The organism is Microbacterium sp. KUDC0406, from assembly GCF_021582875.1.
Lineage (GTDB): Bacteria > Actinomycetota > Actinomycetes > Actinomycetales > Microbacteriaceae > Microbacterium.
This window is the reverse complement of the sequence record NZ_CP091138.1, coordinates 951,951-975,362: the sequence shown is the minus strand read 5'-3', so window position 1 is coordinate 975,362 and position 23,412 is coordinate 951,951. Positions and strand designations below refer to the sequence as shown.

25 protein-coding genes and 2 pseudogenes are annotated in these 23,412 nt (G+C 70.2%); 16 read left to right on the top strand and 11 right to left on the bottom strand.

Annotation, left to right across the window (positions count from 1 at the left end):
• Position 1: 1 nt before the first annotated feature.
• Positions 2-1,621: an FAD-binding oxidoreductase gene (locus L2X99_RS04960; RefSeq protein ID WP_236124770.1), complete on the bottom strand. Its 1,620-nt coding sequence runs from the start codon at positions 1,619-1,621 to the stop codon at positions 2-4.
• Between the two features lie 59 nt (positions 1,622-1,680).
• On the opposite strand from L2X99_RS04960, the gene L2X99_RS04955 reads away from it, so the two are divergent.
• The 4 genes from L2X99_RS04955 to L2X99_RS04940 all read left to right on the top strand — a co-directional run bounded on the left by L2X99_RS04955 (position 1,681) and on the right by L2X99_RS04940 (position 4,997).
• Entirely contained in the window at positions 1,681-2,250 is a 570-nt protein-coding gene (locus tag L2X99_RS04955; RefSeq protein WP_236124772.1) for a TetR/AcrR family transcriptional regulator, read from the top strand.
• On the top strand, positions 2,247-3,668 hold the full coding sequence (locus tag L2X99_RS04950) for a glycerol-3-phosphate dehydrogenase/oxidase (RefSeq protein ID WP_236124774.1): 1,422 nt from the start codon (positions 2,247-2,249) through the stop codon (positions 3,666-3,668). The genes L2X99_RS04955 and L2X99_RS04950 overlap by 4 nt, the downstream gene beginning before the upstream one ends.
• A 139-nt stretch (positions 3,669-3,807) precedes the next feature.
• Entirely contained in the window at positions 3,808-4,479 is a 672-nt protein-coding gene (locus L2X99_RS04945; RefSeq protein WP_236135705.1) for a TetR/AcrR family transcriptional regulator, read from the top strand.
• Positions 4,476-4,997 carry a hypothetical protein gene (locus L2X99_RS04940; protein WP_236135704.1) on the top strand — a complete coding sequence of 174 codons (522 nt, stop codon included), beginning with the start codon at positions 4,476-4,478 and terminating at the stop codon, positions 4,995-4,997. Before L2X99_RS04945 ends, L2X99_RS04940 begins: the two co-directional genes overlap by 4 nt.
• A 15-nt stretch (positions 4,998-5,012) precedes the next feature.
• Here the strand turns inward: L2X99_RS04940 and L2X99_RS04935 are convergent, their stop codons facing one another.
• Positions 5,013-5,597, bottom strand: a complete 585-nt coding sequence (locus L2X99_RS04935) for a TetR family transcriptional regulator (protein ID WP_236135703.1) — start codon at positions 5,595-5,597, stop codon at positions 5,013-5,015.
• Between the two features lie 94 nt (positions 5,598-5,691).
• On the opposite strand from L2X99_RS04935, the gene L2X99_RS04930 reads away from it, so the two are divergent.
• The gene (locus L2X99_RS04930; RefSeq protein ID WP_236135702.1) at positions 5,692-6,936 is read left to right on the top strand and encodes an MFS transporter; all 1,245 of its coding nucleotides are present in this window, start codon (positions 5,692-5,694) and stop codon (positions 6,934-6,936) included.
• On the opposite strand, the gene L2X99_RS04925 is transcribed toward L2X99_RS04930, so the two are convergent.
• Positions 6,869-7,726: a TrmH family RNA methyltransferase gene (locus tag L2X99_RS04925; RefSeq protein ID WP_329608134.1), complete on the bottom strand. Its 858-nt coding sequence runs from the start codon at positions 7,724-7,726 to the stop codon at positions 6,869-6,871. The two genes, L2X99_RS04930 and L2X99_RS04925, sit on opposite strands and share 68 nt — an antisense overlap.
• Before the next feature lie 44 nt (positions 7,727-7,770).
• On the opposite strand from L2X99_RS04925, the gene L2X99_RS04920 reads away from it, so the two are divergent.
• The 3 genes from L2X99_RS04920 to L2X99_RS04910 all read left to right on the top strand — a co-directional run bounded on the left by L2X99_RS04920 (position 7,771) and on the right by L2X99_RS04910 (position 9,877).
• Positions 7,771-8,607 carry a Sir2 family NAD-dependent protein deacetylase gene (locus L2X99_RS04920; RefSeq protein WP_236124784.1) on the top strand — a complete coding sequence of 279 codons (837 nt, stop codon included), beginning with the start codon at positions 7,771-7,773 and terminating at the stop codon, positions 8,605-8,607.
• The gene (locus tag L2X99_RS04915) at positions 8,604-9,188 is read left to right on the top strand and encodes a histidine phosphatase family protein (RefSeq protein ID WP_236124786.1); all 585 of its coding nucleotides are present in this window, start codon (positions 8,604-8,606) and stop codon (positions 9,186-9,188) included. The genes L2X99_RS04920 and L2X99_RS04915 overlap by 4 nt, the downstream gene beginning before the upstream one ends.
• Positions 9,189-9,271: 83 nt before the next feature.
• The gene (locus L2X99_RS04910; RefSeq protein ID WP_236135701.1) at positions 9,272-9,877 is read left to right on the top strand and encodes a TetR/AcrR family transcriptional regulator; all 606 of its coding nucleotides are present in this window, start codon (positions 9,272-9,274) and stop codon (positions 9,875-9,877) included.
• On the opposite strand, the gene L2X99_RS04905 is transcribed toward L2X99_RS04910, so the two are convergent.
• The 3 genes and pseudogenes from L2X99_RS04905 to pdhA all read right to left on the bottom strand — a co-directional run bounded on the left by L2X99_RS04905 (position 9,871) and on the right by pdhA (position 13,342).
• Positions 9,871-11,214: a dihydrolipoamide acetyltransferase family protein gene (locus L2X99_RS04905; RefSeq protein ID WP_236124789.1), complete on the bottom strand. Its 1,344-nt coding sequence runs from the start codon at positions 11,212-11,214 to the stop codon at positions 9,871-9,873. The two genes, L2X99_RS04910 and L2X99_RS04905, sit on opposite strands and share 7 nt — an antisense overlap.
• Positions 11,211-12,233 carry an alpha-ketoacid dehydrogenase subunit beta gene (locus L2X99_RS04900; RefSeq protein WP_236135700.1) on the bottom strand — a complete coding sequence of 341 codons (1,023 nt, stop codon included), beginning with the start codon at positions 12,231-12,233 and terminating at the stop codon, positions 11,211-11,213. Before L2X99_RS04900 ends, L2X99_RS04905 begins: the two co-directional genes overlap by 4 nt.
• A gap of 1 nt (position 12,234) precedes the next feature.
• Positions 12,235-13,342 (bottom strand): annotated as a pseudogene (pdhA, locus tag L2X99_RS04895) (pyruvate dehydrogenase (acetyl-transferring) E1 component subunit alpha).
• Between the two features lie 168 nt (positions 13,343-13,510).
• Here pdhA and L2X99_RS04890 point away from each other — a divergent pair.
• On the top strand, positions 13,511-13,984 hold the full coding sequence (locus tag L2X99_RS04890; RefSeq protein ID WP_236135699.1) for an Lrp/AsnC family transcriptional regulator: 474 nt from the start codon (positions 13,511-13,513) through the stop codon (positions 13,982-13,984).
• 15 nt (positions 13,985-13,999) lie between these two features.
• Here the strand turns inward: L2X99_RS04890 and L2X99_RS04885 are convergent, their stop codons facing one another.
• Positions 14,000-14,896, bottom strand: coding sequence for an alpha/beta fold hydrolase (locus L2X99_RS04885; RefSeq protein ID WP_236135698.1), 897 nt, complete (start codon positions 14,894-14,896; stop codon positions 14,000-14,002).
• Positions 14,897-14,933: 37 nt separating this feature from the next.
• On the opposite strand from L2X99_RS04885, the gene L2X99_RS04880 reads away from it, so the two are divergent.
• Both L2X99_RS04880 and L2X99_RS04875 read left to right on the top strand, forming a co-directional pair.
• Positions 14,934-15,707 carry a 3'-5' exonuclease gene (locus L2X99_RS04880; protein WP_442923501.1) on the top strand — a complete coding sequence of 258 codons (774 nt, stop codon included), beginning with the start codon at positions 14,934-14,936 and terminating at the stop codon, positions 15,705-15,707.
• Between the two features lie 53 nt (positions 15,708-15,760).
• The gene (locus L2X99_RS04875; RefSeq protein ID WP_236124798.1) at positions 15,761-16,057 is read left to right on the top strand and encodes a hypothetical protein; all 297 of its coding nucleotides are present in this window, start codon (positions 15,761-15,763) and stop codon (positions 16,055-16,057) included.
• A 101-nt stretch (positions 16,058-16,158) separates the two neighbouring features.
• On the opposite strand, the gene L2X99_RS04870 is transcribed toward L2X99_RS04875, so the two are convergent.
• The 3 genes from L2X99_RS04870 to glgA form a co-directional block, all read right to left on the bottom strand.
• The gene (locus L2X99_RS04870) at positions 16,159-16,416 is read right to left on the bottom strand and encodes a type B 50S ribosomal protein L31 (protein ID WP_067246295.1); all 258 of its coding nucleotides are present in this window, start codon (positions 16,414-16,416) and stop codon (positions 16,159-16,161) included.
• A 113-nt stretch (positions 16,417-16,529) separates the two neighbouring features.
• A complete protein-coding gene (locus L2X99_RS04865) occupies positions 16,530-17,315 on the bottom strand; it encodes an ABC transporter ATP-binding protein (protein ID WP_236124800.1) in 786 nt (261 codons plus the stop codon).
• Between the two features lie 17 nt (positions 17,316-17,332).
• On the bottom strand, positions 17,333-18,517 hold the full coding sequence (glgA, locus tag L2X99_RS04860; RefSeq protein ID WP_236124801.1) for a glycogen synthase: 1,185 nt from the start codon (positions 18,515-18,517) through the stop codon (positions 17,333-17,335).
• A gap of 47 nt (positions 18,518-18,564) precedes the next feature.
• Here glgA and glgC point away from each other — a divergent pair, with 47 nt between their 5' ends.
• Genes glgC through L2X99_RS04845 form a run of 3 tightly spaced genes read left to right on the top strand, consistent with a single transcriptional unit; the run spans position 18,565 to position 21,187 of the window.
• Entirely contained in the window at positions 18,565-19,806 is a 1,242-nt protein-coding gene (glgC, locus tag L2X99_RS04855; protein ID WP_236135697.1) for a glucose-1-phosphate adenylyltransferase, read from the top strand.
• Positions 19,807-19,822: 16 nt separating this feature from the next.
• Complete coding sequence (gene serB / locus L2X99_RS04850; protein WP_236124802.1) at positions 19,823-20,458, top strand: phosphoserine phosphatase SerB; 636 nt, start codon at positions 19,823-19,825, stop codon at positions 20,456-20,458.
• 33 nt (positions 20,459-20,491) lie between these two features.
• A complete protein-coding gene (locus L2X99_RS04845; protein ID WP_236135696.1) occupies positions 20,492-21,187 on the top strand; it encodes an alpha/beta fold hydrolase in 696 nt (231 codons plus the stop codon).
• 25 nt (positions 21,188-21,212) lie between these two features.
• On the opposite strand, the gene fabG is transcribed toward L2X99_RS04845, so the two are convergent.
• Entirely contained in the window at positions 21,213-21,923 is a 711-nt protein-coding gene (gene fabG, locus L2X99_RS04840; RefSeq protein WP_236124804.1) for a 3-oxoacyl-ACP reductase FabG, read from the bottom strand.
• Between the two features lie 104 nt (positions 21,924-22,027).
• On the opposite strand from fabG, the gene L2X99_RS04835 reads away from it, so the two are divergent.
• Complete coding sequence (locus L2X99_RS04835) at positions 22,028-22,375, top strand: DUF3099 domain-containing protein (protein ID WP_236124805.1); 348 nt, start codon at positions 22,028-22,030, stop codon at positions 22,373-22,375.
• 190 nt (positions 22,376-22,565) lie between these two features.
• A pseudogene (locus L2X99_RS18200) lies at positions 22,566-23,210 on the top strand (SURF1 family cytochrome oxidase biogenesis protein); the annotation flags it as partial.
• Positions 23,211-23,412: the final 202 nt, after the last annotated feature.

Genomic DNA, 23,412 nt, shown 5'->3' with positions numbered 1-23,412 from the left:
CTCAGTCGGCCTGCTCGGCGATCACTGCGCCGGGGTTCAGGATGCCGGAGGGATCCAGTTCGCGCTTGATCGCGCGCAGGATCCGCACGCCTGTCTCTCCGATCTCCTGCTCGAGCCAGGCGGCGTGGTCCCTGCCCACGGCATGATGGTGACTGATCGTTCCGCCCGCCGCGATGATCGCGTCGTTCACGCCGGACTTCACCCGCTGCCAGGACTCGAGTGGTGGCGTGCGGAGACCCGCCAGGACGGTGAAGTAGAGCGACGCCCCCGTCGGGTAGACGTGCGAGACGTGGCACATGATGTAGCTCTTCGCGCCCTCGGCGGCAAAGCCCTCGCGCAGCGAGCTCTCCACCGCGTGGCGGAGGGTCTGCAGGTTGGACCACGTGGTCGCGGTCTCGAGTGTCTCGCAGAACACCCCGGCATCGAGCAGCGAGTCCCGCAGGTAGGGACCGTCGAAGCGGCCGTCGAGCCAGTCCTCGGCAGCCCCCTGACCGGACGACGTGCCGCCGGCATCGGCCAGCAGCTCCGCGGTGCGCGCGCGACGCTCGGCGATGTCCGTGCCCTCGTACACCGTGATGACGCTCGCACCCTTTGCGAGCAGCTTTCCGATCCTCCCCACCTGGGCGAGGCTCACGGCGGTCTCGGCCTCATCGGAGAGCCGGATGACGGTCGGACCGCCGCCGCGCTGGGCGACCCGGCGCAGCCCGTCGGCACCGGAGGCGAAGTCGCGGAACGTCCAGGACTCGAACACCCGCTCCTGGGGCACCGGGTGCACGCGAACGCGTACCTCGGTGATGATCCCGAAGATCCCCTCGGAGCCGAGGAAGACGCGCACCAGATCCGGTCCCGCTGCTGAACCCGGCGAACGGCCGAGTTCGAGGTCGCCTGTCGGGGTCGCGACTCGGATGCCGGTGACCATGGTCTCGAAGCGGCCGTGGCCGGACGAGTTCTGTCCCGACGACCGCGCGGCAGCGAAGCCGCCGACCGTCGCGTAGCGGAAGCTCTGCGGATAGTGGCCGAGTTCGAGTCCTCGGGCGGCGAGCAGCGCCTCGGCATCGGGGCCGGTGGTGCCCGCGGCGAGGACCGCTTCGCCGCTGAACTCGTCGAGCGCGATCAGACCGGACAGGCGCCGCAGATCGAGGCTCACGACACCACGATGGCGTCCGCGTTCGGGGTCGAGCGCGCCGACGACGCTGGTTCCTCCGCCGAACGGGATGACGGCGAGGTCGCGCTCCACCGCGATCGCCAGGCAGGCGACGACGTCGATGTGACTGCTCGGGCGCACGATCGCATCCGGTGCGTTCTGCCGCGGCATGCGCCGTCGCAGCAGATCGGGTGTGGATCGGCCGCCGGCATGCCGTATCCGCGCCTCGTCCGAGACATCGACGTGCTCTTCGCCGACGACGTCCCGGAACGCGGCGAGGTCGTCCTCGGACAGAGCTGATGCCGCAAGTGCGACGTCCGGGAGAGCGACCGCGGGTTCCGGACGGTGGATGCGACCGAGCAGCAGCGGCAGGAGGGCGCGCACGGCGCGCGGGAGGTCCTTCTCCTTGGCCGGGTCGCCCCAGCCGTTCCAGCGCATCGGCGCGTCTTCGGCGACTCTGCCGTCTTCGTCGATCATGCGTTACAGTGTGACACATTGTGGAAGAACGTCAATTCATAGAGTCAGTGCCGGTCGTCGTGCTCCCGAACTGGGATGCCACTCAGACCCGCATCCTGGACGCCGCCGACGATGTCATCCTGCGCCGTGGCGTGCACGACGTGACCATCGCCGACCTCGCACGGCGTGCCGAGGTCAGCCGCCCGACGATCTATCGCAGCTGGAGCGACGCCGACGACGTGGTCCGCACGGCGCTGCTGCGCCGCGCGGCGGGCATCCTGTCCCGGTTCCCCGAACGCGAGCGCAGCCGGGCCGACGTCGTCGACGACGTGCTGCGCTTCATCGCCCTGTTCCGCGGTGACGCGGTCTATGGGCGCCTGCTGGCCGAGGAGCCCGAGGCGTTCACCCGGTACACGCTGCAGCGGGTGGGATCCAGCCAGCGCATGATCATCGGCTGGCTGGCTCAGGCGATCTCGGCTGCCCAGCAGGGCGCAACCGTGCGCGCAGCGCCTCCACAGGAGATCGCCGTGATGCTGCTGCTCGTCGCGCAGTCAGCCGTGCTCTCGCACGGCACCGTGGCCGAGTTGATCGACGAGGACGCCTGGGAGCGCGAGCTGCGTGCCGCGCTGCACGGACTGCTGCGGCCATGACCTTCGCGTCCACTGACCTCGACGCCGAGCGCCGTCGGATCGAACTGGAGCGCACGGCCTTCGGCGTCGTGGACCTGCTCGTGGTCGGCGGCGGGATCACCGGTGCCGGCGTCGCACTCGACGCGGCGTCTCGCGGGCTGAGCGTGGCGCTCATCGAGGCCGAGGATCTCGCGTTCGGCACCAGCCGATTCAGCTCCAAACTCGTGCACGGTGGTCTGCGCTACCTCGCCACTGGAGATGTGGCGACCGCCAGGGAGAGCGCGCTCGAGCGTCATCTGCTGATGACGGCGATCGCGCCGCACCTGATCCGCCCTCTCCCCCAGCTGCTGCCGTTCGCGTCCGGGGTCACGTTCCGGCAGCGGTCGGCGGGGGCGGTGGGAATGCTGATGGGCGATCTGCTGCGGATGCGGGCGCACACGCCGCGGGCGACTCTGCCCGGCCCGCGTGCAGTGTCCGCACGCACCGCCCGGCGCCTGGTCCCCGCACTCGATCCGCAGGGGCTGCGGGGCGGCATGCTCTCGTACGATGGCCAGCTCGTCGACGACGCGCGGCTGGTCGTCGCTGTCGCGCGAACCGCGGCGGGCCTCGGCGCACGCATCCTCACGCGGGTGCGCGCCGTCGGCCTGCGCGGTGATGGAGCGACCGCCGAGGATGCGCTCACCGGAGAGCGGTTCGAGATCCGTGCGCGCAGCGTGGTCAATGCCACCGGCGTCTGGGCCGGCACGCTCGACCCGGCGATCACGGTCCGGCCGAGCCGCGGGACGCACATCGTGCTGGATGCCGCTGATCTGGGGCATCCGCCGGCGGCGCTCACCGTCCCGCACCCGGGCTCGATCAGCAGATACGTCTTCGCGCTGCCGCAGCAGCACGGGCGCGTGATCGTCGGGCTGACCGACGAGGATGCCCCCGGCCCGGTGCCGCGCGTGGCGGAGCCGACCGAGGCGGAGATCGGATTCCTGCTGGAGAGCGTCAACCGCGTGCTCGGCGAGCCGATCGCCCGCGACCAGGTTCTCGGCGCGTTCGCCGGACTTCGTCCTCTGGTCGACGGGGCGGCGGCTCGACGGCCGACGTGTCACGACGGCATCTCGTCGCCGCATCGGATGACGGGTTCGTGTCGGTGCTGGGCGGCAAGCTCACGACATACCGGCGGATGGCGGAGGACGCGGTGGACCTCGCCGTGCGGGTGCGCGCGCTGCCGCAGCGCCGGAGTCGCACGGCATCGCTGCGGTTGGTGGACACCGTCGTCCCGCCGTCGGAACGCCTGGTGGACGGCCTGCCGCTCTCGAGGGCGGACGTCGTCTCGGCGGTCCGCACCGAGCTCGCCCTCACAGCGGACGACGTGCTCGACCGGCGCTCGCGGGTGGGGCTGGTACCGGATGAGCGGGAGCGCGCCTTCGCCGCGGTGTCGAGCCTGGTGAGCCGGACGCTCGCGGAGCTGAAGACGAACAGCGGCTGACCCGCCGCTCGGTGCGTCTTTCGCGTTGCGCCGCGGCGCTGCACGCCCTGAACTGAATCCGGTTCTCCCGCTCTCGCTGTTCGTGCCGCTATAATTTGAACATGTTCAGTTCTGAGCTCACGCCGAAGGCGGAGCAGACGCGCAGCAGGATCCGGGACGCGGCGATCGCGTCGTTCATCGAACGCGGATACCCGGACACCACAATCCGGCTCATCGCCGCCGAGGCGGGCGTGTCGGTGGGGAACGCGTACTACTACTTCCCCTCGAAGACGCACCTGGTGCAGGAGCTCTACGAGCAGGTGCAGCGCGATCACGCACGCGTCGCAGTGCCGCAGCTGGAGGGAGTGACGGGGCTGGTCGATCGGCTGCGTGTGGTCTTCGAGACGGGGCTGGCGACACTGGAGCCGTACCGGAAGGTGGCACCCGGCTTCCTCAGCGCGATGATCGCCCCCGACTCCCCCATCAATCCGCTGTCGCGGGAGTCGTCGCCGGCGCGCGAGCTGACTCTCGGCCTGCTCCGACGGGCAGTGGACGGCGCAGATCACCGTCTCCCCGATGACATCGCGACCCGGATGCCGGACGCGCTGTTCGTCGCGTACCTCGGGCTGGTGCTGCGCTGGACGTACGACGACAGCGACGACCACCGGCGTACGCAGCGGCTGCTCGACACGGCGCTGAAGCTGCTCGCCGTCGCGCTGCCGTTCCTGCGGATGCCCGGCATCCGCGGCGTCACGAGGGATCTGCTCGACCAGATCGCCGAGGTGCGGGCGTGAACCCCGGCCTCCTTCGCACCAGGACCCCGGAACGGCCGATGGCGTTCACCTTCCGCGAGTTCCTGCGCGGGATGTGGGCGGCGTGGGGGCTCTTCCTGGTGATCCTGCTCGTGTGTCTGATCGTGCTGCCGATCGTCCTGGGCGGAGGCGCCGGCGTGGTCGTCTTCGTGGTCTACGGGATGATGTACGGCGGTGCGATCTCGGTGGTCACGATGGCCGTATTCAGCCCGGCCGCCTGGGTGCTCGGGTGGTGCCTCAGGCGCGTGCGCGCTCGCAGCGCACACCTTGTGGCGTTCGCCATGCTCGGAACGGTGATCGGCCTGATCGTCGGCGTGGTCCTCGCCGGCGGCTCCGCAGGTCCGAGCTCGACTGCTGTCTCCCTGGCCTTCGCGGGCGCCAGCGCGATCGCCGTCGCCCTGGGGTGGAGGTTCACGACGAATCGCGCGCTCGCGGAGGACGACCCGGGGCCGAAGGTGGGTATGGACGCCGCTTTCGACGACCACCCGCTCGGCGCCTGATCCCATCCGCCCGCCTCAGGGCCGCCCCAGCCTGCGCGCCGCGGCGACGACCGACGCGCGGCGACGCGCGTGCTCGGCTTCCGATGCCTCGCCGGCGATCATCCGCGCGACCTGCGGCACCGCGGCCCACCATCCGGCGAGCGAGAGCACGAGGAACATCAGGTGGTCGGCCTCGAACTCACCGCTCACGACTCCCTTCTCCTGCCCGTCCCGCACCGCGGCCGTCTTGTACTCGTAGTGATCACGCCGCAGCTCTTCATCGGGCACCTCGCCGTCGAAGGCCAGCCCCTCCCACCGCAGCAGCCGGCCGAGCTCCGGATGCGTCCGGTGATAGTCGTAGACCCGGCCGGCGTAGTCCCCCAGGTCCTCCGTCGCGAACGACTCGACGGGGACGTCGCGAGCGAGCTTCGCCAGTTCGTCGCGCAGCACCGTGTCGAACAGCGCCTGCTTGCCGCCGAAGTAGTTGTACACGCGCTCCTTGTTCACCCCGGCGGCCTTCGCGATCCGCTCGACGGTCGTTCCGTCGGGCCCGTGCGCGGCGAATTCCGCGATCGCGGCATCCAGGATCGCCCGCTTCGTCCCCTCGACATCCCATGCCATCGTCTGCTCCGATCCATCTCCAACGCAACCGTTGCTGTTTGTCCATCACTGTACTACGGTGACTTCCAACGCTTCCGTTGGAATAGGAGAGATCGTGTCCGCACTCCCCCTCGCCGCCCCCGAGACCGCACAGTCCTCGACCGCCACGAGACCGGCATCCGCCTTCCCCGCGACCACGGCGGCCGTGGTCGCGCTCGTCGTCACCGCGCTCTTCGTACTCACTCAGCTGTACGCCGCGATCCCCCTGATCGCACCGATCAGTGCCGACCTCGGCGGCGATTCGACCTTCGCGCTGTCCACCGCCTTCAGCCTCAGCTACGCCATCGGCTTCCTCATCTGGGGACCCCTGGCCGATCAGTACGGCCACAGACGCGTCCTGATGATCGGGCTGGCCGCGCTCGCGGCGACCACCCTGGGCACCGCACTCTCATCCACGCTGCCGGCACTCGGCACGCTCCGCGCTCTTCAGGGCTTCACCGCCGCGAGCTTCGCACCCGTCGCGCTCGCGTACCTGGCCGAGGCCGTGCATCCGCGCCGCCGACCGCTGGCGATCGGCGCGATGTCCACCGCGTTCCTCGTGGCAGGAGTCGCCGGGCAGGTGCTCGCGTCGACGGTCGCTCTGGCCATCGGCTGGCCCTGGGTGTTCGGACTCAGCGGCGCGATCCTCGTCGTCTGCCTCGGCGGAGTCGCCGTCATGCTGGCGGAGCCGCAGCGCCCGCTGCGCGCGGGCCGGCTCGCTCAGCAGTTCGCCGCCCTGGCTCGCGTTGCGCGGATGCCCCGGATGCTGCTGCTGGCGGTCGCGCACCTCACGCTGCTGCTCGGGTTCGTCGCGATGTACACCGCCGTCGGCCCGCACGTCGAGACCCTCGGCCTGGATGCCGCCCAGGTGATCTGGCTCCGCCTCGCCGGACTGCCCGGCATGTTCGCCGCCCTCGCAGTCGGGCCGCTCGCCCGGCGTCTGGGCACCGACGGGGTCGCCAGGCTCGGTTTCGCCATCGGCGCGGCGGGACTCGTCGCCGAGGCTCTGCTGTCGGCGTCTCTTGTCGGCATCGCCGCGACCAGCCTGATCTACGTCGTCGGCGTGGCACTCGCCATTCCGGCGATGATCACCCTGTTCGGCGAGACCGCCGCGCCGCAGCGGGCCGGCGGAATGGCTCTGAACGGGTTCGTCCTCTTCCTCGGCGCCAGCCTCGGGCCTCTCGTCGCCGCGATCGGCGTGCCGTTCCCGGCTCTCCTGTCGAGGCTGGCCGGACTCGCCCTGCTCGCGGTGCTCAGCCTGACGGTGTTCGCGCGGCCGCGCCGCGACGACGCGACTCGGGCGCCTCAGCGGGTCGCGTAGAAGGTGACCGGCGGATGCCGGCGGCGACGTTGAGTGAGTCGACTCCGCCCATCATCGGAATCGTCACGCGGCGATCGAGCAGACGATCGGTCTCCGGCGTGATGCCGTCCCCCTCGGCGCCGAACACCAGCGCGAGCCGGCCGTGCGCCTCCGCAACGAGGTCGTCGAGCGGGATGGCGCCCTCGCCCAGCGTCATCCCGGCGATGACATATCCGGCGTCCTTGAGCTCGTCCAGACCCGCCTCCCATCGCTCGACGCGTGTCCAGGGCACCTGGAACACCGCACCCATCGAGACCCGCACCGACCGGCGGTACAGAGGATCCGCGCAGGACGGCGACACCAGCACCGCCGCCACACCGAGGGCCGCCGCCGAGCGGAACAGCGCGCCGACGTTGGTGTGGTCCGTGAGGCGCTCCAGGACCGCGATCCTGGAGCGCGCCGGCAGACCGCGCACCAGCTCCGCCACCGTCGGCAGTTCGGGCCGGTGCATCGCGGCCAGGGCCCCGCGGTGCACGGCGAAGCCGGTCAGCGCCTCCGACACGGCATCCGGCACGACGAAGACCGTGGTCCCTTCGTCGACGAGCCCGCTGACCTGATCCACCCACTTCTGCTGCACGAGGACCGACCGCGCGCGGTGCCCGGCCGTGATCGCCCTCTCGATCACCTTCGGGGACTCCGCCATGTACAACCCGCGCTCGGTCTCCTGCGCACGCCGCAGGGCGACATCGGTGAGCGAGCGGTAGTCGTCCAGCCGAGGATCGTCGGGGTCGTTCACGGCGATGAGATGCATACGACCATCTTCCCGCCGCGGGGCGTGAACCCTAGACTCTCGGGGTGGACACGACGGCGGAGCTCGATGAGCAGATCGACGACGCCGCAGCCGTCCTCCGAGGGCACCGCACCGCCGTGCTCACCGGCGCCGGGATCTCCACCGATTCCGGCATCCCGGCCTATCGCGGCGCCGGAGCGCGCACCCGCGCGAATCCGATGACGATCCAGACCTATCTCGGCGATGAGGCAGCACGGCGCCGGTACTGGGTGGGCGGGCACCTCGGCTGGCGCACCTTCACCTCGGTGCGGCCGAACGACGGGCATCGTGCGCTCGCCGCGATGGAGCGCGACGGCGCGGTGACGGGCGTCGTCACGCAGAACGTCGACGGTCTGCACCTCGGCGCCGGCAGCACGCGCGTGGTCGAGATCCACGGCACGATGCGCAGGGTGCAGTGCCTGGACTGTCGCCAGGTCTTCGACCGTCGTGATGTCGGCGAACGCATCGAGCAGCTCAATCCCTGGATCACCGTGCCCGAGCGCCTCGTGATGAATCCCGACGGCGACGTCGCGCCCGAGAGCACCGAGGGCTTCGTCATCCCTCCGTGCACGGTGTGCGGCGGCATGCTGAAGCCGGACGTCGTCTTCTTCGGCGAGTACGTGCCGGCCGAACGGTTCCGCATCTCGGAGTCGCTGCTGCACGCCTCGGACGCACTGCTCGTCGCGGGCACCTCGCTGACGGTGAACTCCGGCGTACGCGTGATCGAACGCGCCCGCCGGCGCGGCATCCCGATCGTGCTGGTGAACCATGAGCCCACCAGAGCGGATGCGTGGGCGGACGCGGTCGTGCGCGGCGGGACCACCGAGGTGCTCTCAGGTCTCGCGGCTAGGGTCGGAGGGTGACCCTTCTCACTCTCGTCCGCCACGGCCAGACCGACTGGAACCTGGAGCGCCGCATCCAGGGCAGCACCGACATCCCGCTGAACGACACCGGTCGCGCGGATGCACGGGCCGCCGCCGCAGAACTCGCGGGCGGGGACTACGACGCGATCTACAGCAGCCCGCTGACGCGCGCCCACGAGACTGCGCAGATCATCGCCGGCGAGCTGGGGCTCGCCGCACCGCTGACGATCGGCGGCGTCCGCGAGCGCTCGTTCGGCGCCGGCGAGGGGATGCTGGTCGCCGACTACATGACCGAGTTCGGCGACTGGCACGCCGAGGTGCCCGATGCGGAGACCCTCCAGGAGGTCTGCGACCGCGCACTCGATGAGCTCGAGGCCATCGTGCGCGATTCCCGCCGCCGCAGCAGCCCTCGTGCCGAGTCGATCGTGGTGGTCAGCCACGGCGGGGTCATCCGCGCGCTCCTGCTGCACGCCTCCGGCGGCACACTCCCGCGCGCCGGCGACGTGCTGCGCAACGGCTCCGTGCACCGCTTCGTCGCCGAGCGCGGTGGCCTTCGTCTGCTGGACGCCGTGCCCGCCTGACGATCACGGCTCCGTCACATTCTCGCGGCGGTCCCGCAATCTCGGTTAGTGTTCACTAACCCGACTTGCGAGGATCTGCTGCGATGACGAGCATGAGCACGGCGCGTGACCGCGCCAAGGCGGAGCGCACCGACGCGCTCCTGGAAGCCGCTGCGAGGCTTTTCGCCGAGCGCGGCTACTCCGGTGTGAGCCTGGAGGACATCGGTTCCGCCGTGGGGGTCTCCGGACCTGCCGTCTACCGTCATTTCCCCGGCAAGCAGGCGCTGCTGGGCGCGGTGCTCGCACAGGTGAGCGCCGACCTGGTCAGCGGAGGCACGGAGGTCTCGGACCGCGCGTCCGACGCCCAGGATCGGATGCGTGCCCTGATCCGCTTCCACGTCGAGTTCGCGCTTGGCAACGCCGACGTGATCCGGGTGCAGGACCGGGACGTGGCCCACCTCTCCGACGCCGACCGTGCCGAGGTGCGTCGTCTGCAGCGCACCTACATCGACCTCTGGATCGCCGCCCTCTCCGAGCTGCGCTCCGGCACCGCAGAGGACCAGCGGCTGCGAGTGCAGGCCTGCTTCGGTCTGATCAACTCGACGCCGCATTCGACCCGCTCGTCCGCCCGTGCGCACGCCGAGACCGCGGGGGTGCTGTCGGCGATGGCGATCTCCGCCCTCCTCGCCGACAGCACGACCGGTCAGTAGAGCATCGCGCGGCCCGGCTGCTCGAGGATGTCGGCGACGTCCTTCAGGAACTTCGCACCCTCCGCACCGTCGACCAGCCGGTGATCGAACGACACGCTGAGCGTCATCACCTGACGCAGCGCGATCTCGCCCTCGTGCTCCCAGGGCTGGCGTCGCACCGCGCCGACGGCGAGGATGCCGGACTGCCCCGGAGGGAGGATCGGGGTGCCCGCGTCGATGCCGAACACGCCGATGTTGGTGATCGAGAAGGTCCCTCCGGCGAGCTCGGCCGGACTGGTCCTGCCCGATCGTGCCGTCGCGGTCAGCGCTTGCAGCGCGTCCGCGATGCCGGTGAGGCCGAGCCGGTCCGCATCGCGGATGTTCGGCACGATCAGGCCACGCTCGGTGGCCGCCGCGATGCCGAGATCGACGTAGTGGTACTGCACGATCTCGCCGGCCGCCTCGTCCCAGTGCGCGTTGAGCGAGGGATTGCGCTGCAGAGCCAGACACACGGCCTTCGCGATCAGGACCAGCGGACCGATCCTGTGCTCCGACAGAGCGCGATCGGCCTTCAGCTCGGCGATCAGCTCCATCGTCGCGGTGACGTCGACGGTGTGGAAGCACGTCACATGCGGAGCGGTGAACGCACTCTGCACCATCGCCGCCGCGGTGTGCTTGCGCACACCCCGGATCGGGATACGGGTCTCGCGAGCGCCGGCCGGAACGGCCGAGGGTGCGGCCGCGGCCGCCGCAGCGGGAGCCCCGCTCGGCGCGGCGCCGACGCGCTCGGCGTAGGCGTCCACGTCGGCACGCGTGATCAGCCGGTCGCCGACCTCCGCGGCGATGAGCGTCAGGTCGACCCCGAGACGCTTGGCGTGCGCGCGGACCGGCGGCGTCGAGCGCGGGCGCTCTCCGACCACCGGCTCCGCCGGCGCCTCGGGCAGCACGTCGTGCGGCGCAGCCTCGATCACGGCCGCGTCGGCGACCGGGGCGGTCGCACCGCCGGAGCGTCGCGTGCGGCGCGCCGGACGCCCGGATGCCGCCGGCGCGGCCCCGTATCCGACCAGGTTGGGCTGTGCCTTCTCCTCGACCGGAGCCTCAGGAGCGGCATCCTCCGCCCCGTCGACGTCGAAGGCGATCAGCGGCGCCCCTACGGCGATCGTCTCACCGGCCTCGGCGTGCAGCGACGAGACGGTGCCCTCGTAGGGCGACGGCAGTTCGACGACGGCCTTCGCCGTCTCCACCTCGGCCAGCGTCTGGTTGAGCGTCACGCTGTCACCGGGCTGCACCAGCCACTGCACGACCTCGGCCTCGGTGAGCCCCTCGCCGAGGTCGGGAAGACGGAACTCCGCGATCATGCCTGCTCCTCCATCGTCGCGCCCGTGAGGCTGTTCGGGCGATCCAGCACCCGGTCGACCGCGTCCAGGATGCGGTCGAGGTCGGGCAGGTGATGCTTCTCCAGCTTGGCCGGCGGATACGGGATGTCGTGGCCGGTGACCCGCAGCGGAGCGGACTCCAGGTACTCGAAGCAGTGCTCGGTGATGCTCGCGATCACCTCAGCGGCCAGGCCGGCTTCGCGCGAGGCCTCGTGAGCGACGATGACGCGTCCGGTGCGCCGCACCGCGGCATCCACCGTGTCGTAGTCGATCGGCGAGAGCGAGCGCAGGTCGATGACCTCGAGCGAAAGGCCCTCGTCGGCGGCCGCCTCGGCGGCGTCGAGGGCTGTCTGCACCATCGCTCCGTAGGTGATGACCGTGGCATCCGTGCCCGGCCGCACGACCTTCGCCAGTCCCATCGGCGGGGCGTCGGCGAGCGGCGCCTCCAGATCGACCTCGCCCTTGTGGTGGTAGAGCCGCTTGGGCTCGAAGAAGACCACGGGGTCGTCGCTCGCGATCGCCTGCTGCAGGCAGCGGTAGGCGTCCTGCGGGTTCGAGACCGCGACCACGCGCAGACCCGCGGTGTGCACGAAGTACGCCTCGGGCGATTCGGAATGGTGCTCGGCCGCGCCGATGCCGCCGGCCCACGGAATGCGGATCGTGATCGGCATCTTCACGCGACCCTGGGTGCGGTAGTGCAGCTTGGCGACCTGCGACACGATCTGATCGAAGCCCGGGTACACGAAGCCGTCGAACTGGATCTCGACCACGGGCCGGTAACCGCGGAAGGCGAGGCCGACCGCGGTGCCGATGATGCCGGACTCGGCGAGCGGCGTGTCGATCACGCGCTTCGCACCGAACTCGTCCTTGAGCCCGTCGGTGATGCGGAACACCCCTCCGAGAGTGCCGATGTCCTCGCCGAGCAGCACGACCTTCTCGTCGTTCTTCATCGCCTGGCGCAGACCGGCGCCCAGGGCCTTGCCCAGAGCCATCTCAGTCATCTCAGACCCCTTCGAAGGTCGCGAGGTACGCGGCGTACTCGTCGCGCTCGCGCTGCAGGCCGGTGTGCGGCTCGGCGTACACGCCGTCGAACACGGCCAGCGCCGGCCGGGTGACCATGCCGAGGCAGGCGGCGCGCATCTCACGCGCGAGCGCGTCGGCGTCGGCCTGTGCCGGCGGCGACCTGCTCGTCGTCCAGGGCGCCTGCGGCCCGCAGGTGGGCTTCGACGCGGGAGATCGGGTCTCGGCGGCGCCAGCTCTCGAGCTCGGCGTCGTCGCGATAGCGCTTGGGATCGTCGGCTGTGGTGTGCGGCCCCATCCGGTACGTGACGGTCTCGATGTAGGCCGGCCCCTTGCCCGAGCGGGCGTGCTCGAGCGCCCACCGCATCGCCGCCATGCAGGCCAGCACGTCGTTGCCGTCCACGCGCATGCTCGGGATGCCGAAGCCGGGCGCCCGCCCGGCGAGCGGGAACTGCGACTGCAGCCCGACCGGTTCGGAGATCGCCCAGTGGTTGTTCTGACAGACGAACACGACAGGCACACGGTACGACGAGGCGAAGACCATCGCCTCGTTCACGTCGCCCTGACTCGTGGCGCCGTCGCCGAAGTACGTGATCGCCACCTCGGAGGTCTCGTCATGCTGGATGCCGAGCGCGTAGCCGACGGCGTGCAGGGTCTGCGCGCCGATGATGATCTGCAGCGGGGCGACGTTCAGGTCGGCGGGATCGAACGCCGCGCCCTCCTCGCCGCGCCACATGCGCACATAGTCGCCGGGCTTCGCGCCACGTGCCAGCAGCACGCCGTGCTCACGGTAGCTGGGGAACACGAAGTCCTGCGGCGCGAGCGCCCGGGCGGTGCCTATCTGCGCGGCCTCCTGCCCCTGGCAGGGCGCCCACAGTCCCAGCTGGCCCTGCCGCTGCAGCGCGACGCCCTCGGAGTCGATGCGGCGGAGGACGATCATGTCCCGATACAGCGCCCGCAGCTGTGCGGCATCCACATCGGCGACGTAGCGGTCGAGCTGCGGATTCGGCACGCGAGTGCCGTCCGGAGCGAGGATGCGCTCGACGAGATCGAGATCGGATTCGACGAGTGGCGTGGTGTGCGATGACATCGGTGTCCTCCTGACGTGGGGGCCCTTGTGGGGCTTTCACGGGGCGCGACGGCGGTGTCGGCCTCTTCCTGAAGGGTACGTCGGTTTCACACGTCGCTCAAGCATTCTGGAGCCCCCTGAGCATGTTGCACAGTGAGCACGGGCGGACCCCTGATATCGTGTGACACTATGCCCGGACTCGACCGAATCGACCTCGATCTGCTCTCCGCTCTCGCGGAAGACCCCCGTGTCACCATCGTGGCGCTCGCCGAGAGGCTCGGCCTGTCCCGCAACACGATCCAGGCGCGGATGGCCAGGCTCGACGAGTCCGGAGTCTTCCAGTCCTACGAACGGTCCTTCTCCACCGAGGTTCTCGGCTTCCCGCTGCAGGCGTTCATCAGCATCGGCGTCAGACAGACCGAGCTCCCCCGGATCACCGCGGAGCTCGCCCGCATCCCCGAGGTCGTGCAGGCGCACGGGCTGAGCGGGTCGATCGATCTGCTGGCCCGTGTGGCGTGCCGCGACGCGCGCCACCTGTTCGACACGGATGCCCGCATCCTGTCGATCGAGGGAGTGGAGCGCACCGAGACGTCGCTGGCGATGGGTGAGGTGATCCCGTTCCGCGCGGCAGGTCTCATCGGCCTCGCGCGCCGCGAGGCCTGAGCCGGCGGCATCCGATCAGACGCGGTGCGACACCGGGAGTCGCAGGAACCGCCGGATCGCGCCGGCCGCCTCAGCCGGCGTCTCGTAATGGATCAGATGGCCGACATCGGCGATCTCGACCAGCTCAGCATCGGGGAACATCGCGGCCAGGCGGCGCTCGTCCTCGATCGGCGTGATGTCGTCACGCTGCGCGGCGACCAGCAGAGTGGGCACCTCGATCACCGGCGCGAACGCGCGCACGTCGTGGGAGACGCTCGTCACGAACGCGTCGTGCAGCACGTCCCGGTCGGCGAAGCGCGAGAAGTACGTGTCGTGCTGATCATGGATGAACCGGCGCAGCACGGGGTCGGATGTCTTGGCCATCGTCACGCTCATCACCCGCACGATCAGCCCGTTCCTCAGCAGCGCGGTCCCGATCCGTTCCGGCAGCCTGGCACCGAGCGCGTAGTACATGACCGCCAGACGCGTCATCACGCCCTTGGGGCCGGCCAGGGCCGGCGCGCCGATCGGATTGATCAGGATCAGGCGCGGCGTCTCGAGACCGCCGGCGACCGCTGCGGACGCCACGATCGACCCGAAGGAGTGGCCCAGGATCACGGCACCGGGAGCGACGGCGCGGGCGAACTCGGTCAGCCAGCCGGCATAGGAGCCGAGATCGTGCTCCTTCCCCGGAAGCGGCGGCGTCTCGCCGAAGCCCGGCAGGTCGGGCGAGATCACACGTACGTCCGGCAGGAAGGCGACGACGGGCTCCAGGCCGTGGTGCTCACCACGAAAACCGTGCACCGCGATGATCGTCGTCGCGGCCTGCTCCGGCCCGTACACCCAGTACGACGTGGCGCCACCCGCCGCTTCGACCTCGCGGCGCTCGACCGGGATGGTGCTCAGGCGCGCGGCGTACGGAGATGCGGGCATGCCTCGAGTCTAGGGTCGCGACATCCGCGTTCCCCGCATGCCCTCCCGGGAATGTCGGCGCCCTTCCCTACCGTGGAGCCATGGCACCCGAACAGCTTCTCCCCGGTGGCTGACCCGCGTCGGCGTGTTCGATCTCGAGACCACCGGTGTCGACGTCGAGGCCGACCGGATCGTCACCGCCCATGTCGGCGTCCTCGACGCCCGCGGTCGCGAGATCGCCGCGCGCTCCTGGCTGGCCGATCCCGGCATCCCGATCCCCGAGGGGGCGACCGCCGTGCACGGCATCGGCACCGATCACGCCCGCGCACACGGCCGGCCCCCGGCAGAGGTCGTCGAGCAGATCACGCGTGCGCTGCGCTCGCTGTTCGCCCAGGGCGTGCCGGTCGTGGCATACAACGCCTCCTACGACTTCTCGCTGCTCGCGCACGAGTGCGGCCGGCACGGCATCGAACCGCTCGATCATCCCGGGCCCGTGATCGATCCGCTCGTCATCGACAAGGCGTACGACCGGTACCGGCCGGGCAAGCGCACGCTCGAGGTCGTCGCCGCGCACTATGCGGTGCCGCTCGACGGCGCCCACGAGGCCTCCGCAGACGCGATCGCGGCGGGCAGAGTCGCCCAGGCGCTGGCCAGGGAGTTCGCTCTTCCCGACACAGCGGGAGAACTGCACACCCGTCAGGTCGGCTGGGCCCGCGCCCAGGCCGCCAGCCTCACCGAGTACTTCGTGAGGATCGGCCGGCTCGACCCCGAGGAGACTCTCGACGGCACCTGGCCGGTGCGGTACGCGGCCGAGACGGAGCAGACCGCCTGAGCCCGTCCGCCGGAACGGGTGCCCCGACCAGACGCCCCGCCTACGCTGAGGACATGGACGTCAGAGGATGGGTCGTCGTGCTGTTCATCGTCGCGATGGCGGTGATGCCGATCGTCCTCGGCATCATCGGTCTTCGAGCGCTCTACTCGCGACGACCGGTCGAACAGCGTTACGGATCGACCGGAGGACTGGCGGGCGGCGCCTTCGGCGGACTCGACGCGGCCTTCTTCCCGACCGCTCACGAGGCGGGGATCGAACGTGATCGCCAGACCGCCCGGACCGCTCCCGCACCCGCGCCCGGCGATCCGCCCTGGGGCATCGACGGCGATCGCATTCGCATCGACGTCTGACGCACCCCATCGACGAATCCGGGTTTGGGGCGAGTCCTGAACCCGAGAGGACGGCGAAGGCCCCCTCCTCGTGCGAGGAAGGGGCCTGCGTGGAGTGATCCTTACTTGGAGGAACCGCCGAAGTTCTTGAAGCGCTGGTTGAACTTCTCGACGCGACCGGCCGAGTCCATGATGCGCTGCTTGCCCGTGTAGAACGGGTGCGAGGCCGAGGAGATCTCGACGTCGATCACCGGGTACTCCACACCGTCCAGCTCGATGGTCTTGTCGCTGGTGACGGTGGAGCGGGTGAGGAAGGTCTCTCCCGAGCCGAGGTCGCGGAAAACGACGGCCTGGTAGTCGGGGTGGATGTCAGTCTTCATGGGATTCCTTACGTGGTGCCCTGGATTCTGCCAGGAGCGAGGGAAGTCTGCGGTGCAGAAATGCACCAAGGATCGATTCTAGCAGTCCTTCGACAAGCTCAGGAACCAACCGATCAGGAGGCTGCGCGTGCGGCGTAGCGGCCGCCGTCGGCGGAGAGCACGATCGGCATCCCGAACGCCGTGCTGAGATTCTCGGCGGTCAGCGCCTCGGCGAGCGGGCCCGCGGCCACGACGGCGCCGTCGCGCAGCAGCAGCACGTGGGTGAAGCCGACCGGGATCTCCTCGACGTGGTGCGTGACCATGACCATGGCCGGCGTCGTCGGCGAAGACGCATAGCCGCTCAGCAGGCCGAGCAGCTCCTCGCGCGAGCCGAGGTCGAGGCTGGCGGTCGGCTCGTCGAGCAGCAGCAGCTCGGGGTCGGTCATGATCGCCCGGGCGATCTGCACGCGCTTCTGCTCGCCGTCGCTGAGCGTGCCGAACAGCCGGTCGGCGAGGTGGTCGAGGTGCCACTCGGCGAGCACGCGCATCGCCTGCCGCTCGTCGATGTCCTCGTACTCCTCGTTCCAGCGTCCGAGCACCGAGTAGGCGGCCGTGAGCACCGCGTTCAGCACCGTCTCGTCACGGGGCACTCGGCGGGCCATCGCACTCGACGCGAAGCCGATGCGCGGGCGCAGCCCGAAGACGTCGGTGCGGCCCAGGGTCTCACCCAGGATGCCGACGGTGCCCGACGTCGGATGCAGCAGGGTGTCGGCCAGCTGCAGCAGGGTGGTCTTGCCGGCCCCGTTCGGACCGAGCACCACCCAGCGCTGGTCGTCCGACACCTCCCAGGTCACGTGATCGACGATGTTGCGCCCTTCGCGGCGCACGACGACATCGGTGAATTCCAGAGCACTCGGCATGTCGCCAGCCTATCGGCTCAGCCGGCCAGCTCCGCGTACAGCGCCCGCGTCGTGTCGGCGATCGCCCCCCAGCTGAACTGGGCGCGGGCGCGCTCGCGCCCGGCCTCACCGTACTCGCGCGCACGCGCGGGATCGGACACCACCTCCGTGAGCACGGTGGCGAGGTCGGCGACGTAGCGCTCGGGGTCGACCGGGGTGCCGGTGCCGTCCTGCACCTGCTCGATCGGAACCAGCCGTCCGGTGACGCCGTCGTCGACCACCTCGGGGATGCCGCCCGTGGCGGTGCCGACGACCGCTGCGCCGCACGCCATCGCCTCGAGGTTCACGATGCCGAGCGGCTCGTAGACCGACGGGCACACGAAGGTGGTCGCCGCGGTCAGGATCGCCGAGAGTTCGTCGCGCGGCAGCATCCGATCGATCCAGATGACGCCATCCCGGCTCTGCTGCAGCAGGCGCACGAGATCCTGCACCTCCGCCATGATCTCAGGAGTGTCCGGTGCGCCTGCGCACAGCACCAGCTGCACCTCGGGCGGCAGCTCCGCGGCCGCCCGCAGCAGGTACGGCAGGCCCTTCTGCCGCGTGATCCTCCCGACGAAGACAACGGACGGACGCGCAGGGTCCATGCCGACGCTCTGCAGGAATGCCGCATCCTCGACCGGGCGCCACCGCTCCACGTCGATGCCGTTGTGGATCACGCGCACGCGGTCGGGATCGACCTGCGGATAGCTGCGCAGGATGTCGCTGCGCATGCCGGCGCTGACCGCGATGATCGCGGCGGCGTTCTCGTAGGCGAGCTTCTCCACGCCGCTCGAGACGGCGTATCCGCCGCCGAGCTGCTCGGCCTTCCACGGCCGCAGCGGCTCGAGGCTGTGGGCGGTGAGCACGTGCGGGATGCCGTGCAGCTGCGAGGCCAGGTGACCGGCGAAGTTCGCGTACCAGGTGTGACTGTGCACGACGTCCGCCCCGGCGATGTCGCCGACCATCACCAGGTCGGTGCCGAGCGTCCGCAGGGCGGGGTTCGCGCCGGCCAGCTCTGCGGGCACCCGGTAGGCGTGCGTGCCGGGCTCCTCACGGTCGGCGCCGAAGGCTCGGACCTGCACCTCGATGCTTCTCCGGAGGGCCGCGACGAGCTCGGCGACATGCACGCCGGCGCCCCCGTAGATCTCGGGCGGATACTCCTTCGTGATCACATCGACTCGCATAGTCGAAACGCTAGTACAGGACCTCATCCGCACTCTATGGTGGAGCCATGTCGGCACCCAAGAAGGTTTTCGGGATCATCCTCGCCGGCGGCGAGGGAAAGCGCCTCATGCCTCTGACAGCGGATCGCGCGAAACCCGCAGTGCCGTTCGGCGGGCAGTACCGACTGATCGACTTCGCCGTGTCGAACCTCATCAACTCGGGTCTCAGACAGGTCGTCGTGCTGACCCAGTACAAGTCGCACAGCCTCGACAGGCACATCTCCCAGACCTGGCGGATGTCGGCTCTGCTGGACTCCTACGTCACCTCGGTCCCCGCGCAGCAGCGGCTCGGGAAGCGCTGGTTCTCAGGTTCCGCGGACGCGATCCTGCAGAGTCTGAACCTCATCAACGACGAGCGTCCCGACATCGTCGTCGTCATCGGCGCCGACCACGTCTACCGGATGGACTTCCAGCAGATGGTCGACGCACACATCGCCTCGGGGGCGGCCGCCAGCGTCGCCGGCATCCGGCAGCCTCTCGCCCTCGCCTCGCAGTTCGGCGTCATCGACGCGGATGCCGAGACCGGTCGCATCCGGCAGTTCCTCGAGAAGCCGACGGATGCCACGGGGCTGGCCGACTCGCCCAATGAGGTGCTCGCATCGATGGGCAACTACGTGTTCGACGCCGATGCGCTGGTGGCCGCGGTGGAGGCGGACGGCGAGCTGGCGACCTCGGGGCACGACATGGGGGGCGACATCGTGCCGTACTTCGTCTCCCGGGGCGAGGCCGGCTACTACGACATGAAGCAGAACGATGTGCCGGGCTCCTCGCCGCGCGATCGCGCGTACTGGCGGGATGTCGGGACGATCGACTCGTTCTTCGACGCGCACATGGATCTCATCTCGACGCTGCCGGTGTTCAACCTCTACAACACGTCCTGGCCGATCCGCACGCAGTCGGTGAACGCGCCGCCCGCGAAGTTCGTGCGCGATGCGGTGGGCCGCATCGGGAACGCCATCGATTCGATCGTGTCGCAGGGTTCGGTGCTCTCCGGGACGCACCTGGAGCGCAGCGTGGTCGGACCGGGCACGCTGGCTTCGGGCGGATCGACGATCACCGACTCGGTGCTGTTCGACAACGTGCACGTCGGCCAGGGGGCGCGGGTGCACCGGGCAGTGCTGGACAAGAACGTCGTGCTCGAGGACGGCGCCACCGTCGGCGTCGATCGTGAGCGGGACGTCGAGCGCGGATTCACGGTGACCGAGTCCGGATTGACCGTCGTCGGCAAGGGGCTGCGGATCGCGCGCTGACCGCTACGCTCGGACGGTGACCTCCGCGCGTTTCCTCGTCGTCCTCGATGCCGATTCGACTCTCATCCAGGACGAGGTGATCGAACTGCTCGCCGAGGAGGCCGGCCGCCGTGCGGAGGTGCAGGCGGCGACCGAGGCGGCGATGCGGGGCGAGGTCGACTTCGCGACCAGCCTGCGCAACAGGGTGGCGGCTCTCGCCGGTGTTCCGTCGTCGGCCTTCGAACGCGTCAGGGCGCGTGTGCGTCCGACACCGGGCGTGCGAGAGCTGACGGCCGCCGTGCACGGGCGCGGCGGGGTCGTCGGAGTCGTCTCCGGCGGATTCCACGAGATCCTCGACGGGGTCGCTCCCGGTCTCGGCGTCGACCGGTGGCGGGCGAACCGGCTGGTGGTCTCCGACGACGTGCTCACCGGCGTGGTCGACGGGACGATCGTGGATGCCGAGGCGAAGGCGGCCTCGCTGCTCGCCTGGGCCTCCGAGCTCGGCGTCCCGGCATCCCGCACGATCGCCATCGGCGACGGTGCGAACGATCTGCGGATGATGGCGGTCGCCGGCCTGGGGCTCGCATTCAACGCGAAACCGGCGGTGCGCGCCGCCGCCGGCCTCGTGGTCGGCCAGCAGGATCTGTCCCAGGTCATCCCGCTGCTGCCCTAGCCGGATGTCGGTGCCCGGCGTTAGCGTCGGTTCATGGACATCATCCTCGTACCGGGTCTGTGGCTCGACGCATCGTCCTGGGATCCGATGCTGCACGCGCTCAAAGCCGCCGGGCATCGGCCGTTCGCGATGACGATGCCGGGTGTCGGCGCCCCCGCGTCGCAGTCGTCGGGCATCGGCATGGCCGACTGGGTCGACGCGGTGGTGGCCCGCATCGACGAGGCCGATGAACCCGTCGTGCTGGTCGGCCATTCCGGCGGCGGCAACGTCGTCTGGGCGCCGCCGGACGCGCGGCCCGAACAGGTGCGCCGCGTCGTGTTCGTCGACACCGTGCCGCCGCCGCCCGGCCACGGCATCAGCGACTTCCCGCTGGTCGACGGAGTGGTGCCCTTTCCGGGCTGGGACTTCTTCCCCGACGAGGACGTGTACGACCTCGACGCCGAGACCCGGGCGCGCACCGCACCGCTCACGCACAGCGTGCCTGCACGGGTCCCGAGCGATCCGATCCGCCTGACCAGGGAGAGCCGGCACGGCGTTCCTGTCACCCTGCTGATGGGATCGTACGATCAGGCGAGGTTCGATTCCGAGGTCGGGGACTGGGGTCCGTTCGGCGAGGAGTACCGATCGATCGCCGATGCCCGCGTCGTGAAGATCGGCTCCGGGCACTGGCCGCAGTTCTCGGTGCCCGACCGGCTCTCCGAACTGCTGGTCGAGGCGGTCGAGGCCTGATCGGCGACTCCCTGATCGTCCGGGATCAGTGCCCCATGCCGAGGCCGCCGTCGACCGGGATCACAGCGCCGGAGATGTAGGCGGCGTCGTCGGAGGCCAGCCAGGTCACCACGCCCGCGACCTCGTCCGCCGTGGCGAAGCGTCCGGCGGGAATGCTGGACTTGTACTGCTTCTGGGTATCCTCCGGCAGCTCGGCGGTCATGTCGGTCTCGATGAACCCGGGGGCGACGACGTTGGTCGTGATCCCGCGGGCGCCGAGCTCGCGGGTGAGCGAGCGCGCGAAGCCGACCAGGGCGCTCTTCGAGGCCGCGTAGTTCACCTGTCCCGCCGAGCCGTAGAGTCCCACCACGCTGGAGATCAGGATGATCCGGCCGAAGCGCCCGCGCAGCATCCCCTTGGAGGCGCGCTTGACGACCCGGAACGAGCCGCCGAGGTTCGTGGAGACGACGCTGTCGAAGTCGTCCTCGCTCATGCGCATGAGCAGCGTGTCCTTCGTGATCCCGGCGTTCGCGACGAGGATCTCGATCGGTCCGAGCTTCTGCTCGACCTCGGTGAACGCCGCGTCGACCGCCGCGGCATCCGTCACGTCGGCACGCACCGTGAGTGTGCCCTCCGGCCCCTCGCCGCTGCGGGCCGTGACCGCGACGCGGTAGCCATCACGGACGAAGCGTTCGGCGATCGCACGGCCGATGCCGCGGTTTCCGCCGGTGACGAGGACGACGCGGTCAGCGCTCATGGGGGCTCCAGTTCTTCGGATGCTTCGGAACGACCGCCATCCTATCGACCGGGTCGTCCCAGACGTGATCCGAGCACGTGCGCGCGGCGTAGGCTGGAGGCACCGTGAAGCACACCCGAAACGCCCCCTCCGTCACCTCTCTGCCGCAGGCGCCGCACGACGAGGCGAGCCACCGCGTGCGCCGGTACGCGCTGACCATGGGCATCCGCACGGTCTGCTTCGTCCTCATGGTCCTGGTGCAGCCGTACGGCTGGTGGACCTGGGCGTTCGGCATCGGCGCCGCGATCCTGCCCTACATCGCCGTCGTCTTCGCGAACGCCGGCAGCGACAGCAACGAGGTGCTCGCAGAGTCGCCGGAACGGCAGCTGGAGGCCCCCGGCACCGCCGAGGACGCACCCGTGGAGCAGCCGAAGGTCGTCACGCTCGACGAGAAGCGGGATGACGGGCAGTGACCGAGGAGCTGGAGTGCTCCCGAGCCGGATGCCGGCGGACGGCCACTCATCACATCCTGTGGCGCAACCCGCGCATCCATTCCGCGGACCGCACCAAGGTCTGGCTGGCGTGCGATGAGCACGTGGGATTTCTGAGCGAGTATCTGCGCTCGCGGGAGTTCCCCGTCGAGGTTCGAGAGGGTCTTCCGGAGTGAGCAATCGTCTCGTGCGCTGGGGCGTCTACGTGCTGGTGGCCGCGCTGTTCGCCGTGGCCTGCGCGTATCTGTCGCACTGGCAGTTCGATCGCAACCAGGAGAAGGCGCACCAGATCCAGCTCGTCGAGGAGAATTTCGACGCGGATCCCGTGTCGCTGGCCGAGACGATCCCCGCCGACGGCGCCCTGGATCCGGCTGACCAGTGGCGGCCTGTCCGTCTGCAGGGCACGTATCTTCCCGAGGACACCGTCCTGGCCAGGAACCGCCCCCACGACGGCACCGTGGCGTTCGAGGTGCTCGTCCCGTTCCAGAACGAAGACGGCCGCGTCCTGCTGATCAACCGGGGCTGGGTTCCGCCGACCGAGGACTCCCAGCCCTCGCCCGTGCCCGCACCGCCGTCCGGCGAGGTCACGGTGATCGCACGGCTGCAGCCCGGCGAGGCGCTCCCCCGCTCCGGGCGCTCGGCACCGGAGGGACAGGTTCCGACGATCAACCTCCCGCTGATCTCCGAGCACACCGGGCTCGAGATGATCACCTCGGCGTACGGGCAGATGGCCTCGGAAGAGCCCGCCGCGCCGGCGCTGGGCGGATTCGACAAGCCCACGGAAGACCCCGGCCCGCATCTGTCGTACGCGATCCAGTGGATCCTGTTCGCCGTGATGGGTTTCATCTTCATCGGCTACATCATCCGCACGGAGGTCACGAAGGCCAAGGAGGACGCCGAGGGCCGTCCGCCCGCGCCCCGCGGCGTCGCCGGGACAAGGACGCCGACACCGAGGACGCGCTGCTCGACGCGCACGTCTGACGGAGCGCGCGGCGTCATCGCGGAGATCTGCCGAATCG